This is a genomic window from Actinomadura sp. NTSP31, assembly GCF_041951385.1.
GTDB lineage: Bacteria > Actinomycetota > Actinomycetes > Streptosporangiales > Streptosporangiaceae > Spirillospora > Spirillospora napierensis.
Genome location: NZ_JBGNUT010000014.1, coordinates 45,673 through 58,798, shown reverse-complemented (window position 1 = coordinate 58,798; position 13,126 = coordinate 45,673). Strand labels below are relative to the sequence as shown.

At 71.5% G+C, this 13,126-nt stretch carries 17 protein-coding genes; 8 read left to right on the top strand and 9 right to left on the bottom strand.

What is annotated here, in order from left to right; genetic code table 11:
- Positions 1–126 precede the first annotated feature (126 nt).
- The 6 genes from ACA514_RS23755 to ACA514_RS23730 all read right to left on the bottom strand — a co-directional run bounded on the left by ACA514_RS23755 (position 127) and on the right by ACA514_RS23730 (position 4,132).
- Positions 127–921 carry a phosphotransferase enzyme family protein gene (locus tag ACA514_RS23755; RefSeq protein WP_375043418.1) on the bottom strand — a complete coding sequence of 265 codons (795 nt, stop codon included), beginning with the start codon at positions 919–921 and terminating at the stop codon, positions 127–129.
- A 71-nt stretch (positions 922–992) separates the two neighbouring features.
- Positions 993–1,334 (bottom strand): tetratricopeptide repeat protein, encoded by a 342-nt coding sequence (locus ACA514_RS23750; RefSeq protein ID WP_375043417.1) that lies wholly within the window; start codon positions 1,332–1,334, stop codon positions 993–995.
- Positions 1,335–1,429: 95 nt separating this feature from the next.
- On the bottom strand, positions 1,430–2,281 hold the full coding sequence (locus tag ACA514_RS23745; protein ID WP_375043416.1) for an NAD-dependent epimerase/dehydratase family protein: 852 nt from the start codon (positions 2,279–2,281) through the stop codon (positions 1,430–1,432).
- Entirely contained in the window at positions 2,278–2,667 is a 390-nt protein-coding gene (locus ACA514_RS23740; RefSeq protein WP_375043415.1) for a cupin domain-containing protein, read from the bottom strand. The genes ACA514_RS23745 and ACA514_RS23740 overlap by 4 nt, the downstream gene beginning before the upstream one ends.
- 50 nt (positions 2,668–2,717) lie before the next feature.
- On the bottom strand, positions 2,718–3,650 hold the full coding sequence (locus ACA514_RS23735; protein ID WP_375043414.1) for a zinc-binding dehydrogenase: 933 nt from the start codon (positions 3,648–3,650) through the stop codon (positions 2,718–2,720).
- A gap of 68 nt (positions 3,651–3,718) precedes the next feature.
- Entirely contained in the window at positions 3,719–4,132 is a 414-nt protein-coding gene (locus tag ACA514_RS23730) for a nuclear transport factor 2 family protein (protein ID WP_375043413.1), read from the bottom strand.
- A gap of 139 nt (positions 4,133–4,271) precedes the next feature.
- Here ACA514_RS23730 and ACA514_RS23725 point away from each other — a divergent pair, with 139 nt between their 5' ends.
- Entirely contained in the window at positions 4,272–5,186 is a 915-nt protein-coding gene (locus ACA514_RS23725; protein ID WP_375043412.1) for a LysR family transcriptional regulator, read from the top strand.
- Between the two features lie 50 nt (positions 5,187–5,236).
- On the opposite strand, the gene ACA514_RS23720 is transcribed toward ACA514_RS23725, so the two are convergent.
- The gene (locus tag ACA514_RS23720; RefSeq protein WP_375043411.1) at positions 5,237–5,797 is read right to left on the bottom strand and encodes a TetR/AcrR family transcriptional regulator; all 561 of its coding nucleotides are present in this window, start codon (positions 5,795–5,797) and stop codon (positions 5,237–5,239) included.
- 86 nt (positions 5,798–5,883) lie between these two features.
- Here ACA514_RS23720 and ACA514_RS23715 point away from each other — a divergent pair, with 86 nt between their 5' ends.
- Together ACA514_RS23715 and ACA514_RS23710 are read left to right on the top strand one after the other, a co-directional pair.
- Complete coding sequence (locus tag ACA514_RS23715; protein WP_375043410.1) at positions 5,884–6,345, top strand: nuclear transport factor 2 family protein; 462 nt, start codon at positions 5,884–5,886, stop codon at positions 6,343–6,345.
- Positions 6,346–6,462: 117 nt separating this feature from the next.
- Positions 6,463–7,056 carry a hypothetical protein gene (locus tag ACA514_RS23710; RefSeq protein WP_375043409.1) on the top strand — a complete coding sequence of 198 codons (594 nt, stop codon included), beginning with the start codon at positions 6,463–6,465 and terminating at the stop codon, positions 7,054–7,056.
- 124 nt (positions 7,057–7,180) lie between these two features.
- Here the strand turns inward: ACA514_RS23710 and ACA514_RS23705 are convergent, their stop codons facing one another.
- Both ACA514_RS23705 and ACA514_RS23700 read right to left on the bottom strand, forming a co-directional pair.
- Entirely contained in the window at positions 7,181–8,098 is a 918-nt protein-coding gene (locus ACA514_RS23705) for an RNA polymerase sigma-70 factor (protein ID WP_375043408.1), read from the bottom strand.
- Complete coding sequence (locus tag ACA514_RS23700) at positions 8,095–9,027, bottom strand: NAD-dependent epimerase/dehydratase family protein (protein ID WP_375043407.1); 933 nt, start codon at positions 9,025–9,027, stop codon at positions 8,095–8,097. Before ACA514_RS23700 ends, ACA514_RS23705 begins: the two co-directional genes overlap by 4 nt.
- Before the next feature lie 449 nt (positions 9,028–9,476).
- On the opposite strand from ACA514_RS23700, the gene ACA514_RS23695 reads away from it, so the two are divergent.
- Genes ACA514_RS23695 through ACA514_RS23675 form a run of 5 tightly spaced genes read left to right on the top strand, consistent with a single transcriptional unit; the run spans position 9,477 to position 13,126 of the window.
- Positions 9,477–10,346, top strand: a complete 870-nt coding sequence (locus ACA514_RS23695; RefSeq protein ID WP_375043406.1) for a Gfo/Idh/MocA family protein — start codon at positions 9,477–9,479, stop codon at positions 10,344–10,346.
- Positions 10,343–11,014 carry a hypothetical protein gene (locus tag ACA514_RS23690; protein ID WP_375043405.1) on the top strand — a complete coding sequence of 224 codons (672 nt, stop codon included), beginning with the start codon at positions 10,343–10,345 and terminating at the stop codon, positions 11,012–11,014. The genes ACA514_RS23695 and ACA514_RS23690 overlap by 4 nt, the downstream gene beginning before the upstream one ends.
- Positions 11,005–11,847: a sugar phosphate isomerase/epimerase family protein gene (locus ACA514_RS23685; protein WP_375043404.1), complete on the top strand. Its 843-nt coding sequence runs from the start codon at positions 11,005–11,007 to the stop codon at positions 11,845–11,847. The genes ACA514_RS23690 and ACA514_RS23685 overlap by 10 nt, the downstream gene beginning before the upstream one ends.
- Positions 11,844–12,698: a sulfotransferase gene (locus ACA514_RS23680; protein ID WP_375043403.1), complete on the top strand. Its 855-nt coding sequence runs from the start codon at positions 11,844–11,846 to the stop codon at positions 12,696–12,698. The genes ACA514_RS23685 and ACA514_RS23680 overlap by 4 nt, the downstream gene beginning before the upstream one ends.
- Positions 12,695–13,126, top strand: coding sequence for a VOC family protein (locus ACA514_RS23675; protein ID WP_375043402.1), 432 nt, complete (start codon positions 12,695–12,697; stop codon positions 13,124–13,126). Before ACA514_RS23680 ends, ACA514_RS23675 begins: the two co-directional genes overlap by 4 nt.

Genomic DNA, 13,126 nt, shown 5'->3' with positions numbered 1-13,126 from the left:
CGGCAACATGGGAGGGTTGGCCCGCCACTCGCCGTTTCGACCTCGGCTGATGGGCTCGTGTCCCCGTGGGGCAAGGAAGGCGGGCCGTTGCGGGCCGCGCGCCTTGGTCAGCCGCTTGGGCTCGTGTCATCGGTGGCGGTCAGTGGTGAGCCGGGTCGCGATTGCCGGGCCTTCGTGTGCGATCCATGCTTCGGCCCGGGGCATGCGGTCCTTGACTCCTTGGTCCCAGAAGCGCCGGAACACCGGGTCGGCTTGCGCCGCGGCGAGGCTGGTCAGATGAAAGCGATGAATCATTCGCCTGGCCAGAGGGACCAGGTCACGACGCTGTTGGTCGGACATCCCATAGGCATCGGCGAAGATGGCCACGCGGTGGGGAATGTCGGCCTGGGCCAGGGCGGGGATTCGGTCCTGGGGATGCAGTAGTGGTGCCCACCAGTAGAGGGCGTTGGCTATGTCATAGACGCGGGTGGTCGGCCTGGCGAGGTCGAAGTCGATGAGCGCCGCGGGGAGGCCGTTGCGGAAGACCACGTTGCCCGGGCAGTAGTCGCGGTGGCCGACCAGTTCGGCGTCGGTGTCGACGAGCGGAATGTCCTGTGTCCCCGGTAGCGTCGCCCAGACGGCATCGTCGGGTGGTTTCCATCCTTGCGCGGCGTCATGAAGCCGCCGGATCAGACGAGCCAGGGCGGCGAGAACGCCCTCGCCCGTCGCCTCGGGCGGGAGCGGCTCGCGTGGCACATCGCCCGGCACGAACGACAGGACCTCCCGCCCCTGCTCGTCGGTCCCCAGCGGACGGGGCGCGTCGGTGAATCCGGCTCGGTGAAGGTGCGAGAGATAGGCCTGGATCGTGGTGGTGAAGGGCCTGACCGGTCGCCGGACGGTGTCTGCGACGCGGGTGATGTTGGCAGTTACACCTTCTCCCACGAGCGGCTCCTCATCCGGCGCTCCTTGATCACTGCGCATGTGCTCTACGCCCGTCCCGCTCGTTGTGGCCCTCACCGGCCTCGTCGCCCGCGACGCCCTTCCCGCCACCGCCGGCCTTTGCCTGGGCCCTGATGGCGGCAACCTACGTCCCCATGCTCCGCTTCTACGGACTCTCCCCGCTCCGCCTCCAGCGTCTCGCTCTGACTCAGCAGGACGTTCGAGAGCAGGTCGATCGCGTCCGAACGGTGGTCGCGGACGGCGAGGACCTCGGCCAGCAGCCGCTGCGCGACCAGGGTCGCCGGATGGTCGGCGCCCATCAGCCGGGTGCGACCGGCGAGCACTTCGGTCAGGATCCGCTCGGCCTCGGCGGTGCGGCCGCGGCGCAGCAGCACGGCGCCGAGGCCTTCCAGCACCGAGCCGTCCTGGCCGCCTGCTGTCTGCTGCCGTCGGCGGTTGCGGGGGTGTGCAGGTGCGGATCCGCTGGTCGGGGTGCCGTTGTGTTGTGGTGTTACTGGGTGTGGAAGCTGGTGCGCCAGGTGGGGTGCGTGGGGTGCCAGCCGAGGGCGTGCGCGGTGGTGTTGGTGGCGCCGCGTTGCCAGCCGGCTCGGCCGGTGGAGGGGAGGGGCGCCGGGGTGCCGAGTGCGGCGGCGAGGACGGGCAGCCAGGTGTGGGCGGCGGCGGGCTCGTCGTCGGTGATGTTGACCGGTCCGCTGGGCCAGGTGAGGGCGGTGAGTGCGGCCCGGGCGGCGTCGTCGACGTGGACGAAGGAGGTCACCGCGTCGTCCGCGGCGAGTTCGCCGGCCTGCAGTTTGGCGGCCATGAGCCCGCCGGGGGCGTACCAGGTGCCGGGGCCGTAGAGGGTGCCGTAGCGCAGGATCACGTACTCGGGGGCCTCGGCGACGGCTTCCTCCAGGGCCTGTACGGCGGCGATGGTGGTCGCCCTCGGTTCGGGCGCCGCCACGTCCAACGGTGTTGCTTCGGTTGCGGGTGCTTCGCCGGGTTCGTAGGCCCAGGAGATGGACTGGGCGATGATCCGCTGGATCCCTGCGGCGTGAGCGGCGTCGACGAGGTTGCGGGTGCCGGTGCGGCGGATGCGGGCGTTGTCGGCGCTGCTGCCGCCGCCGAGGGCGGTGAGCTGGTGGATGACGACGTCGGGGGCGGCCTCGGCCAGCGCCCGCTTGACGGCGTCCCGGTCGAAGACGTCCAGGCGGACGCCGGTGGCGCCCGCCGCCTTGAACTGCGCGACGCCTTCCGGACTCTGCGAGGTGCCGGTGACCTGGTGGCCGTCGGCGAGGAGCAGCGGCAGCAGGTGGCGGCCGATGACGCCGGTGGCGCCGGCGAGGAAGATGCGCATGATCATGCCTCCTTGGGGGCGCGCAGGTGGACGCGGGCGGCGAGTTCGTCGGCGTCGACGAGGGTGAGCATCGGCTCGCCGGGGGCGTGGATCATCACGACCACGAAACGGGTGGTGGCCTCGGGAAGGTTGTTGGCGGCCAGGTAGTGGATGACATCGCCGCCCGGCTCCCAGAAGGCCTCGCCGGCGCGGATGACGCGGGCGGGCTCGCCCTCGAGTTCGAAGAGCAGCTCGCCTTCGAGCACGTAGCCGAAGACCGGCCCGGAGTGCCGGTGCGGCGGGGTGCCCGGATCGCCGGGCGGCAGCTCCAGGGTGGCCGTCATGGCTTCGGCTCCGGCCGGGATGTGGGGCGGGGCCGTGTGCAGCAGGGTGGTCAGGATGGTGTTGGTCATCTGGGTCGCCTTTCCGCGGAGGGGGCGGCAGCTCCGCTGGGTGTGGGACGTCAGCCGACGGTGAGCACGGCATTGCCGCGGACCTTGCGGTTGCGCAGGTCGGTGATGACCTCGGCGGTCTCGGTCCAGTCGCGGACGGTGCCGATCTCGGGGTGCAGGCGGCCGCCGGCGACGAGGCGGACCAGGGCGGCGAGGTCCTGGCCGTAGGTGACGTCCGAGGCGGTGTAGTCGAAGTGGGCGATACGGGCCTGGTTCGGGCCCTTGAAGAAGCCGAAGAAGTCGAGGGTGACGGGGGTGCGGCTCGCCTGGCCGAACCAGACCAGCAGGCCGCCGGGTGCCAGCTCGGCCAGGGCGGCGGGCAGGCTGTCGCCGCCGACCGACTCCAGCACCACGTCGAATGGGCCGCTCGCGTCCCCCACCGAGGTGACCAGCTCGGCGGCGCCCAACTGCAGGAGCCTCGCGCCGCGTTCGGCGGTGGCGCTGACGGCCGTGACCGCGGCGCCGGAGGCGGCGGCCAGCTCGGTGACGTAGTGGCCGACGCCGCCGCTGGCGCCGGTGATGAGCACCCTGCGGCCGGCGAGCGGGCCGGCGGCGCGCAGCAGCCGCAGTGCGGTGATCCCGGCCAGGGGCAGGGCGGCGGCGGTGACGGCGTCGACGCTGTCGGGCAGTTCGGCGAGGCTGCGGGTGGGGACGGCGACGCGTGCGGCCCAGCCGTAGGCGGGCGGGTGGGCGACCACCCGGGCGCCCTCGGCGGGTCCGCTGCCGTCGGCGGCGGCCCGGATCACGGTGCCGGCGACGTCCTTGCCGGGTCGCCAGCCGGCCCAGCGGCGGTCGAGGCCGCCGTCGAGCTGGAAGGTCTCGCCGCGGTTGACCGAGTACGCCTCGACCGCGATGACGGCTTCGTCGCCGGCGGGTTCGGGCTCGGGGGCCTCGCCGAGGACGACGGGCTTGTCGGCATCTTCGCTGGGGAGTACGGCCTTCATGATGTGGGCGTCCTTCGACGTTGAGGGGTGCGGAGTCAGGCGACGAGCGCACGAGGCGGAAGGCGGGGTCAGGCGAAGAGGACGTTCTTGGCGCGCAGGGTGTCGAAGTACTCGCGCACGTCCGCGATCTTGCCGTCGCGGATGGTGAAGATCGCGAGGCAGTGCTGGTCGTAGGCGGCGCCCGACACGGACGTGCCGTGGTCGGCCCATTCCGCCAGCACCTTCTCGCCCTCGGCGATGAGGCCGGTGAACTCCATCTCCAGCGTCTCCGGGACGAGGCGGGCCACCATCCGCGGGACGAACTCGCCGAGGATCTCGTCCGGTCCGGTCCAGGTCCGTGACACCGGCAGGTCGCCGGCCAGGGTCCAGGTCGTCTGCTCGGTGAAGAAGGCGCGGAGGGCGTCGAAATCGCCGTTCACGAGGGCCTTCATGTAGTCGCGGACAACCGTCTTGCTGGCCTCGGTGAGTTCCTGCTCGTTCATGGTCTCTGCCCTTCTCGGGTGTTCTTTCCGACGCCTGGAACGTTACGGAGGAACGACCGGAGAGGGGAAAGACCTGTTCCCGCTCAGCCCAGATCACGGCGGCATAAGTGCAGGTCAGGACCTCGATAGGATGCGTGGCATGATCGATCTCCGCCGCTTGCGCTACTTCCTCGCGGTCGCCGAGGAGCTGAATTTCACCCGTGCCGCCGCACGGCTGCTCATTGCCCAACCCGCGCTCAGCCGCCAGATTCGTGAGCTGGAGAAGGAACTGGGCGTGAAGCTGCTGGAGCGCACCACCCAATCCACTTCACTCACCGAGGCCGGGCTGCTGTTGCAGGAGCGCGGGCAGGTGCTGTGTGCGGACGCCGACCGGCTCTGGCACGACGTACGCGGCTTCTCCTCCGGCGCGCAGGGCAGCCTCATCTTCGGCTACAGCGCCAGCACCGGCTACGAGACCGCCCCCACCGTGCTGGAGGCGCTGGCCGAGGCCCACCCCGGCATCGACGTCACCACCCGGTTGCTGTCCACCGGCGAGATCGTCTCCGGCGTCGGCGACGGCACCCTCGACGCGGGCCTGGTCCGCTGCCCGCCGCCCACCCCGCAACTCGTCCGCACCCTTGTACGACTGGAGCCGCAAGGGGTGCTGATGCACGATGCGCATCCCCTGGCCGGCCACGACCGGATCGATGTCGCCGCGCTCGCCGACGAGACGGTTCTCATCCACCCCCGCGAGGCCAACCCCGGCCACCATGATGCGATCATCGCCATCTTCGACCGCGCCGGCTTCGCACCGAATCTGCGCCGGCGCCAACTGTTCGACGCCGCCCATACCCCGGTGGCACAGGGCCGGGCCGTCTCCATCGTCGGCGCCTCCGCCCTTCCCGGCCTCCCCGCCGGCCTGACCTGGCGCCCGCTCACCCCCACCACGGGGATCGAGATCCACCTGCTCACCCGAGGCGATACCCACCACCGTCCCGCCCTGGCCCACCTGCTGCGCACCGTCGCCGAAATCACCCGCAGTCACGGCTGGCTCCTCCTGAAAACCGCCCCCTGATATCCATGAACCCGGACATGTGATCCGGCTCGGCGCAAGACGATCGTCGGTCAGCCGATGAGGGCTTCGGTGGCCGCTCGCGCGGCGCGAGCCGCCTTCACGTCTCCCGTGATGGACGCGGTGACGATCGCGCCCTCGGCGATGAGGCACACAGGCTGCGCCGGCGCGTCGGAGGCCGCCTCGACCCACCTCGCGATCTGATCGTGGAAGGCCTGCTTGTGCGAGCGCACTTCGGCGAGGACCGCGGGTGAGGCGGAGCCCAGTTCGCCGTAGGCGTTGATCCAGGCGCAGCCGCGAAAGCCGGGCTCGGCGAACCATCGTTCGAGCCAGTCGAAGATCGACAGCACCCGTTCACGGGGGTCCTCGCGCTGCTCCACGTACTCGGCGAGGCTTGCCCGCCATCGGCGGTCCCGTCGTTGCAGCACCGCGACGACGAGGGCTTCCTTCGTCGCGAAGAGCCCATAGATCCGCTTCAACGGCATCCCTGCGGCGGCGCGAACGGCGTCCATGCCGACCGCCTGGATACCGCGCTCGTAGAAGAGCGCCTCGGCGGCGTCCAGGAGCGCCTCGCGGTCGCGGGACAGCCGTTCTTCGCTGATCGGCGCAGGCAACGCGAGCCTCCTTGACGTTGAGAACGATCGTTCCCTACGGTAGTCGACATCAGTGGAGAACGACCGTTCTCAACAGAGAGGGCATCATGAGCGAACCCCGCCCGCCGTTCCCGCCGTTCACCGAGGAGACCGCACTCCAGAAGGTGCAAGCGGCCGAGGACGCGTGGAACACCCGCGACCCCCGGCGTGTGGCGTCGGCCTACACGCTCGATTCGGTCTGGCGGAACCGCGACGTGTTCGTGACGGGTCGTGAGGAGATCGTGGAGTTCCTGACCTCCAAGTGGGAACGCGAACTCGACTACGCCCTGCGCAAGAGCCTGTGGGGATTCCGCAAGAATCGCATCGCCGTCCGATTCCAGTACGAGTGGCACGACGCAGCCGGGCAGTGGTGGCGCAGTTATGGCAACGAGCTGTGGCAGTTCAGCGCGGACGGCCTCATGGAACGACGCGAGGCCAGCATCAACGACGTACCGATCGACGCGGCCGACCGGCGAATCTTCGGCCCGCGTTCCGTGGAAGATCGCGGTATCGAGATTCCCCTCCAGTAGCCGGCACGGTGACTCGTCCCCGCTGGTCGTCGTTCCTGCTCCAATGGCCTCCTGCATTTAGCATGACCGCTGGAGTGCCCTGCATGACGTCGCGGAAGCAGAGGCCGGGAGGCAACGATGCTGTTCAGGCGGGAGGTCCTCGAGGGGATCGCGGGCGGGCGGATCGACCGGGTGTTCCGGGTGTGGGCCGAGCCCCGGGTCCGCGCGGGGAGCACCCAGCGCACCTGGGCGGGGATCGTCGTCATCGACTCGGTCACGGCCGTCACCCCCGAGGAGATCACCGAGGAGGACGCCCTCCGTTCGGGTTTCGAGAACCGCGCGGCGCTGCTCACCGCCCTGTCCAAGAGCACCAAACAGGGCGGCTACCACCGCGTCATGCTTCATCTCGGCGGCCCCGACCCCCGCGCGGAGCTGGCCGCCAACGCCGACCTGACCGATCGGGAACTGGCCGACCTCAAAAGCACCCTGGACGCGATCGACTCCCGCAGCCGCCGCGGCCCCTGGACCCGCAAGGTCCTCGGCCTCATCGAGGAACACCCTGGCCTGCGCGCCTTGGACCTGGCCGAGCGCCTGGGCCGCGACAAGCTCCCTTTCAAGGCCGACGTCCGCCGCCTCAAAGTCCTCGGCCTCACCGAAAGCCTGGAGACCGGTTACCGCCTCTCCCCGCGCGGAAAGGCCCTCATGGCCTACCTGCGGTCCTCGACCGGATGATCTGTCCGGAGTGCCGGTTACAACGGCCCATCGCCGGGTGTGCGGATTCCGGCCCGGCGCCTGGGCCGCCGGGAAGGCCTCGTCCAGCAGCGGCAGCGCGTAGCCGGCGCCGTGTGCGGCGCGCCTACCTCCGGCGGGCCCGCTGGGTTTCGCGCAGGACCGCCCATGCGTCCGCCACGGGGCCCACGTGCCCGAGCTTGTCGGGGTTGGTCACCGTGCGGATCGTCTGGATCCGGCCGTCGAGGATGTCGAGCGCCCAGGTGTTGACGACCTTGCCGTCCCGGTCGCGGAAGATCGCGCCCGGCTGACCGTTCACCGGGTGCGGCTGCACGGCGCCGCCGGTCCGGACGAACGGCGGCAGGAGCGTGGCGAGCAGCCGGGACACCTCGCCGACACCGGAGACGCCCCCCGCCCACTGCGGGGCCTTGCCGCCGCTGTCGGCGACCAACCGGACGTCGGCGGCGAGCAGCTCCCGGAGTCCGTCGACGTCCCCTCGGGCGAGAGCGTCGAAGAACCGCGCCGCGAGTTCCTCGCGCTCGCGCCGGTCGGCCTCGAACCGCGGGCGCCCGGCGCCCATGTGGCGGCGTGCCCGCACCACCAGCTGGCGGCATGCCGCCTCCGAGCGCCCCACCGCCGAGGCGATCTCGCCGAAGCCGAACCCGAACACCTCCCGCAGCACGAACACCGCGCGCTCGAGCGGGCTGAGCCGCTCCAGCAGCAGCAGAGCCGCCATCGAGACCGAGTCGGCCAGTTCCGCCGACCGCTCCGGGTCCTGGTACGGGTCGGTGAGCAGCGGCTCGGGGAACCAGGTCCCGACGTACTCCTCGCGGCGGACGCGCGCCGACCGCAGCACGTTGATCGAGATACGGGTGACGGCGGCCGACAGGTACGCCTTGGCGGAGGCGGGGACCGCCGGGGAGGCGTCGTAGCGCAACCAGGTCTCCTGGACGGCGTCCTCGGCCTCCGCCACGCTGCCCAGGATCCGGTAGGCGATCGAGAAGAGCAGCGGCCGCAGCTCCTGGAACTCCTCGGACCGGGTCATGCCAGCTCCTCCCGGAAACCCTGCCGCCAGGAGGGGTGGCGCAGCCGCCAGCCGAGTTCCGCCTTGGCCTTGGCGTTGGAGAAGCCGCGCCCCTCGGTCATCATGATGACCGCCTGGTCCCCGGCCAGCAGCCGGGCCAGCCATACCGGGATCCGCCGCGGCGGCTTCGCGCCCGCGCAGGCCGCCAGGTGCGGCAGCCACTCGCTCGCCGGTGCGGGATCGTCGTCGACGATGTTGAACACGCCCCTCGCCCGTTGCTCGACGGCGAGGACGGTGGCGCTCGCCGCATCGTCCAGGTGCACCCACGAGCTGTGGCCGGTGCCGCGTCCCACCAGCGGATACTGCCTCTTGCGCACCAACTCGACCTGGTCGTCGATGGCGCCCGGCCCGTAGAACGCGCCGTAGCGCAGGACGGCGCCGCCGGCCTTGAGGACCACGTCCTCGACCCGGGCCAGCATCTTCAGATTCACGTGCGCCGCCGTTCCTTCGAGCAGGTCCAGGGGATCCTGCTCGGTCTTCACCCAGCCGCCCTCCCGGATGCCGTTCCAACTGGCGTAGCCCTGGGCGACGAAGTGGGACACACCGGTCGCCTCGGCCGCGGCCAGCAGATGGTCGGTGCCCTCGCCGCGCAGCCGGTTGGTGAGTGCGAACCAGCGGTCGGGGTGCTTGATGTCGGGCCTGCCGGCATGCGCCATGGAGATGGCGGTCATCTGGTGCACGATCACGTCCGGCCGGGCGGCCGCCACCGCCTCGCCGACCGACACGGGATCCAGGCCGTCCATCAACACGCCTTCCGCACCGAGCCGCGTCAGCCGGCCCAGCTTGGCCTCACTCGTGGTCGTGGCCGTCACCTGATGCCCCCGGGCCAGCAGCTGCGGCACCAGCCGCCGCCCCAGAACGCCGCTCCCGCCAGCCACGAACACCCGCATGACCACCATCTCCCGGACGTGACGTCTGCCTTCGTTACCTGAGACAAGAAAGCTCTGCCGCCTGTGACACGGCACTCGCCCCGTGGCCGTCCAGGCGAGCGGGCCGGACGGGGCGTGAGCACAACGCACTAAAGGGTGCTAAAGGCGTTTAGCCGGAGTAAGGCGCACAAGATTGTTGGCCGGCCGGGCGCCATCCTAGGGTTCACGATGGCACGATCATCACTGCCGGGCCCGTCGGGAAAGCGTGGCGGGTGTGATTATCCGCTTTTGCCGAAAAGTCGATCGGATGGCTTTCTCCAGGTCAAAAACATATAAAACCGATCGAGAATTAAAAGTTGTCGGCCTGTCCACATTGTGTCACTTCCGCGGGTTGCCTCCGATGAGAGCGCGCCCTTATGTTTCTGGGGTTCGCGACCGAAGGAATCCGTCGATCGGAGGACCCTTTGCGTGTGGTGATCGCGGGATTCGGAAAGGCCGGGCGGCAGCACGCCGAGGCGATCCGGCAGGTACCGGGCGTGGCCGTGCACGCGGTCCTGGAGTCCGATCGCGGGGTCGGCGTCGAACCGTTCACCAGGGCGTCCGGGTGGCCCGAGGTCCTGGCGGACCCGGAGGCCGACGCCATCGCCCTGTGCCTGCCGCCCGGGGGACGCGCCGAACTGGCCGCCGCGGCCGCCGAGGCCGGCAAGGCCGTGCTGCTGGAGAAGCCGCCGTGCATGTCGGTCGCGGAACTCGACCGGCTCCCCGGGTCAATGGGGGTGATGCTGCAGCATCGTTTCCGGCTCCCGCGAGACCTGCTGGACCGGCCTTTCAAGGACGCGACCGGAACGCTGCTGGTAAGCCGCCCGAGAGACCCGGCGACGCACTACACCGGTTGGCGGGGCGATTCCGAGCGGGCGCTCGGCGGAATTACCGCGCATCTCGGCGTCCACTACCTGGATCTGGCATGCCAACTGCTGGGAGAAGTCGAATCGGTCGATCTGCGCGACCATCGGGAGTGCGCTCCCGGCATCGATGTGCGGGTCAGCGGGCTCGTCCGGTTCACGGCGGGCTCGACGCTGGCGTTCACCATCGCGGCGGACGTCCCGGCACGCGCCGAGCACCTGGTGATCGCCGGCGACGACCGGTTCCTGACGATCGCGGACGGCGCGGTGCACCTGCGTGCCGGGGACCGCGTGCGGACGCTGCCCGCCGAGCCGACCGGCGCGATGCGCGCCAAGGTGTACGAGGAGTTCGCGCGCGGGCCGGACCTGTGCTCGCTGGAACGGGCGCGGCCGGTGACGGTCGTCCTGGACGAGATCCGGAAGGCGGGAGCGCGATGAGCGCGCGCCTCGGGTTGTCGTCCGGTTCGGCGCCGGGTCTGGGCGCGCCGGAGTTCGCCGCGCTGGTCCGGCGGTCGGGCGGGACGGTCGCCGACCTGCGCGCAGGCAAGGGCCATCGCTGGGAGGAGCAGGGCGTCGCGGGCCTGTGCGGCCTGCCGGTGTCGTTCGTCGGGATATCCGTGACGCTCGGCCGGCCCGGGGGAGACGCCGAAGCCGCCGGGCGGTTCCCGGGCGAGAGCGTGAAGGTCTTCGCCGCGCCGGGGGCGCTCGACGCGGCGGCGACCGCCGGCCAGCTGCGCGCGCTCACCGCCGACCGGAAACCGGAACAGGTGCTGGTCGAGACCCATCGGGGCGGAGCGGGGCCGGCCGAGCTGGTGAAGCTCTGCGAGCGGTACGGCTGCCGCCTGGTGCTGGACAACCTGGGCCTGTACGAGATCGCCGCCGACTTCCGCGGAGCGCTCGGCGATCTCGCGCCGCTGACGGCGGCGGTGCAGGTGAAGGGGTTCGGGCCGGACCGCGGGCACCGGCCGCTGACCGGACGGGACCTGGACTGGCTGGCGGCGTTCCGGAACGCCCGCGTCGACGTCACCGTGGAGTCGCGCGCCGGGACGCCGCACCAGGACCTGCGCGTCCTCCGGACCGCCTGGGAGGCCGCGGGATGCGCCTAGCCGTGATCAACGACGAGGTCGACCAGGACCTCGGCCGGGCCGCCGACGCGGCGGCCGGGTGCGGGTTCACCGGCATCGAGGTCCGCTCGGTCGGCAACGTCCCGCCGCACGAGCTCACCGACGAGCGGCTCGGGGAGGTCGTCCGGGAGCTGGCGGGCAGGGGACTGGCCGTCGCCGGGTTCTGCCCGCCCGCGCTGAAGGTCCGGCGCCCGCGCACGGACGAGGACGTCGCCGCGGCCCGCGCCCTGCTCGTCCGGGCCGTCGCGCAGGCGCGCGTGCTCGGCGCGCCGCACGTGCGGATCTTCACCTTCTACCGGGACGGCGACCCCGATCCCGCCGGGGCCGCCGAGGCCGCGAAGCGGGTGCTCGACGGAGTGGACCTGGACGGGGTGAAGCTGCTCGTCGAGACCGGGACGCGAACCAACACCCCGACCATGGAACTCGTCCTGCGGTTCCTGGAAGCGGTGGACGTGGACGGTCTGGGCGTGCTCTGGGACCCCGGCAACAGCGTGTTCAGCGGCATGCACGCGGCGCCGTTCCCGTCCGAGTACCGGCTCGGCAAGGAGCTGATCGAGCACGTGCACGTCAAGGACCCCGCCGGGACGAGCGGGTACGTGCGGCTGGGCGACGGCGACCTGCCGTGGGGCGACATCGTCGACACGCTGCGCGCCGACGGCTACACCGGATGGCTCTCGCTGGAGACGCACTGGCGCATCGGCCGCGTCCTGAACCAGCGGCAGCGCGACACCCCGTGGGGTGACGACTTCACCGACGGCGGGCACGAGGCCAGTGTCGAGTGCATGCGCCGGCTCAAGGAGATGGTGGACCGGTGACCGCGTTGCTGCTGCTGGGGGCGCAGCGGTCGGGCACCACCGTGCTGGCCCACGCGCTGAGCCGGGCGTACGCGGACGCGGGCGGCATCTTCACCGTGAACGGGAAGCTGCCGTACCTGCTGCCGCGCTGGACCACCGCCGCCGACCTGGCGGGACGGCATTTCCGCGCCGACGAGATCGGGTACGCGCTGCGGCGCAGGCCGCCCGCCGGCGAAGGCGCCGACCGCTGGCTGAAGGGCGTCGACGACGTGCTCCGGGACGCGGCCGCAGCGGTCGCCCGAGGAGCCCACGACCCGCACGGCCGGGACGACGCGCACGGCCGGGACGACGCGCGCAGCCGGGACGACGTGCGCGGCGCGCCCGCCGATCCGGCCGCGGCGCTCGTCGCGGACGTCATCGCCAAGGCGTACGCGCCGTGGCGGCGCTGGGGCGACAAGTACAACGAGTACCTCCTGGACCTGCCGGCCGTGCTGGCCGCGGTCCCGGACGCGCGGATGGTCCTGCTCGTCCGGCATCCGCTGGAGGCGGCGGCGTCCCAGCTGGAATGGACCGGCGACCGGCCCTGGCGTCCCCGGACGGTCGAGGACGCCTGCGCGAAGTGGGCGGCCTGGCACCGTCCCTGGCTGGAGACCGCTCCCGGCCTGGACCCGGGACGCCTCCTGGTGATCGGCTACCGGGCGCTCTGCGAGGGGCGCGCGACGGGCCGGCTCTCCGCCTTCTGCGACCTCGATCTCGAACCGTACGTGACCGGACTGCGGGCGACCCGGCCCGCTCCCGGTACCGACCATCTGCCCGCCGGCACCGCCCCGGTCTGGCGGGCCCTGTGTGAAATGGAGAGCTCGACGACATGACGGACTACGAAATCTCGGAGCAGGGATACGGGCCGGACCACGAGTCGCCGTTCAGCTACGGGCTGCACCACGTGCAGATCGCCATCCCGCCCGGCAGCGAGGACGAGTGCCGCGGGTTCTACGTGGACGTCCTCGGCATGGTCGAGATCCAGAAGCCGCCGGTGCTGGCCGCGCGGGGCGGGCTGTGGGTGCGGGCCGACGCGCTGGAGATCCACCTCGGCGTCGAGCAGGACTTCCGCCCCGCCCGCAAGGCGCATCCCGGGATCCGCGTGGCGGACCTGGACGGGCTGGCCAAGCGGCTGACCGGCAACGGCGTCGAGGTCACCTGGGACGACAACTTCCCCGGCCACCGGCGCTTCTACGCGTTCGACAACCTGGGGAACCGGCTGGAGTTCCTGCAGCGCGACGGCTCCCGACCGGAGTGGTGA

Coding starts and splice junctions, on each gene's coding strand:
- ACA514_RS23700 (WP_375043407.1), bottom strand. CDS start 9,027: ATGCGGGTGTTCGTGGCTGGCGGGAGCGGCGTTCTGGGGCGGCGGCTG.
- ACA514_RS23705 (WP_375043408.1), bottom strand. CDS start 8,098: ATGACCCGGTCCGAGGAGTTCCAGGAGCTGCGGCCGCTGCTCTTCTCG.
- ACA514_RS23725 (WP_375043412.1), top strand. CDS start 4,272: ATGATCGATCTCCGCCGCTTGCGCTACTTCCTCGCGGTCGCCGAGGAG.
- ACA514_RS23715 (WP_375043410.1), top strand. CDS start 5,884: ATGAGCGAACCCCGCCCGCCGTTCCCGCCGTTCACCGAGGAGACCGCA.
- ACA514_RS23745 (WP_375043416.1), bottom strand. CDS start 2,281: ATGATCATGCGCATCTTCCTCGCCGGCGCCACCGGCGTCATCGGCCGC.
- ACA514_RS23740 (WP_375043415.1), bottom strand. CDS start 2,667: ATGACCAACACCATCCTGACCACCCTGCTGCACACGGCCCCGCCCCAC.
- ACA514_RS23675 (WP_375043402.1), top strand. CDS start 12,695: ATGACGGACTACGAAATCTCGGAGCAGGGATACGGGCCGGACCACGAG.
- ACA514_RS23685 (WP_375043404.1), top strand. CDS start 11,005: ATGCGCCTAGCCGTGATCAACGACGAGGTCGACCAGGACCTCGGCCGG.
- ACA514_RS23710 (WP_375043409.1), top strand. CDS start 6,463: ATGCTGTTCAGGCGGGAGGTCCTCGAGGGGATCGCGGGCGGGCGGATC.
- ACA514_RS23735 (WP_375043414.1), bottom strand. CDS start 3,650: ATGAAGGCCGTACTCCCCAGCGAAGATGCCGACAAGCCCGTCGTCCTC.
- ACA514_RS23690 (WP_375043405.1), top strand. CDS start 10,343: ATGAGCGCGCGCCTCGGGTTGTCGTCCGGTTCGGCGCCGGGTCTGGGC.
- ACA514_RS23730 (WP_375043413.1), bottom strand. CDS start 4,132: ATGAACGAGCAGGAACTCACCGAGGCCAGCAAGACGGTTGTCCGCGAC.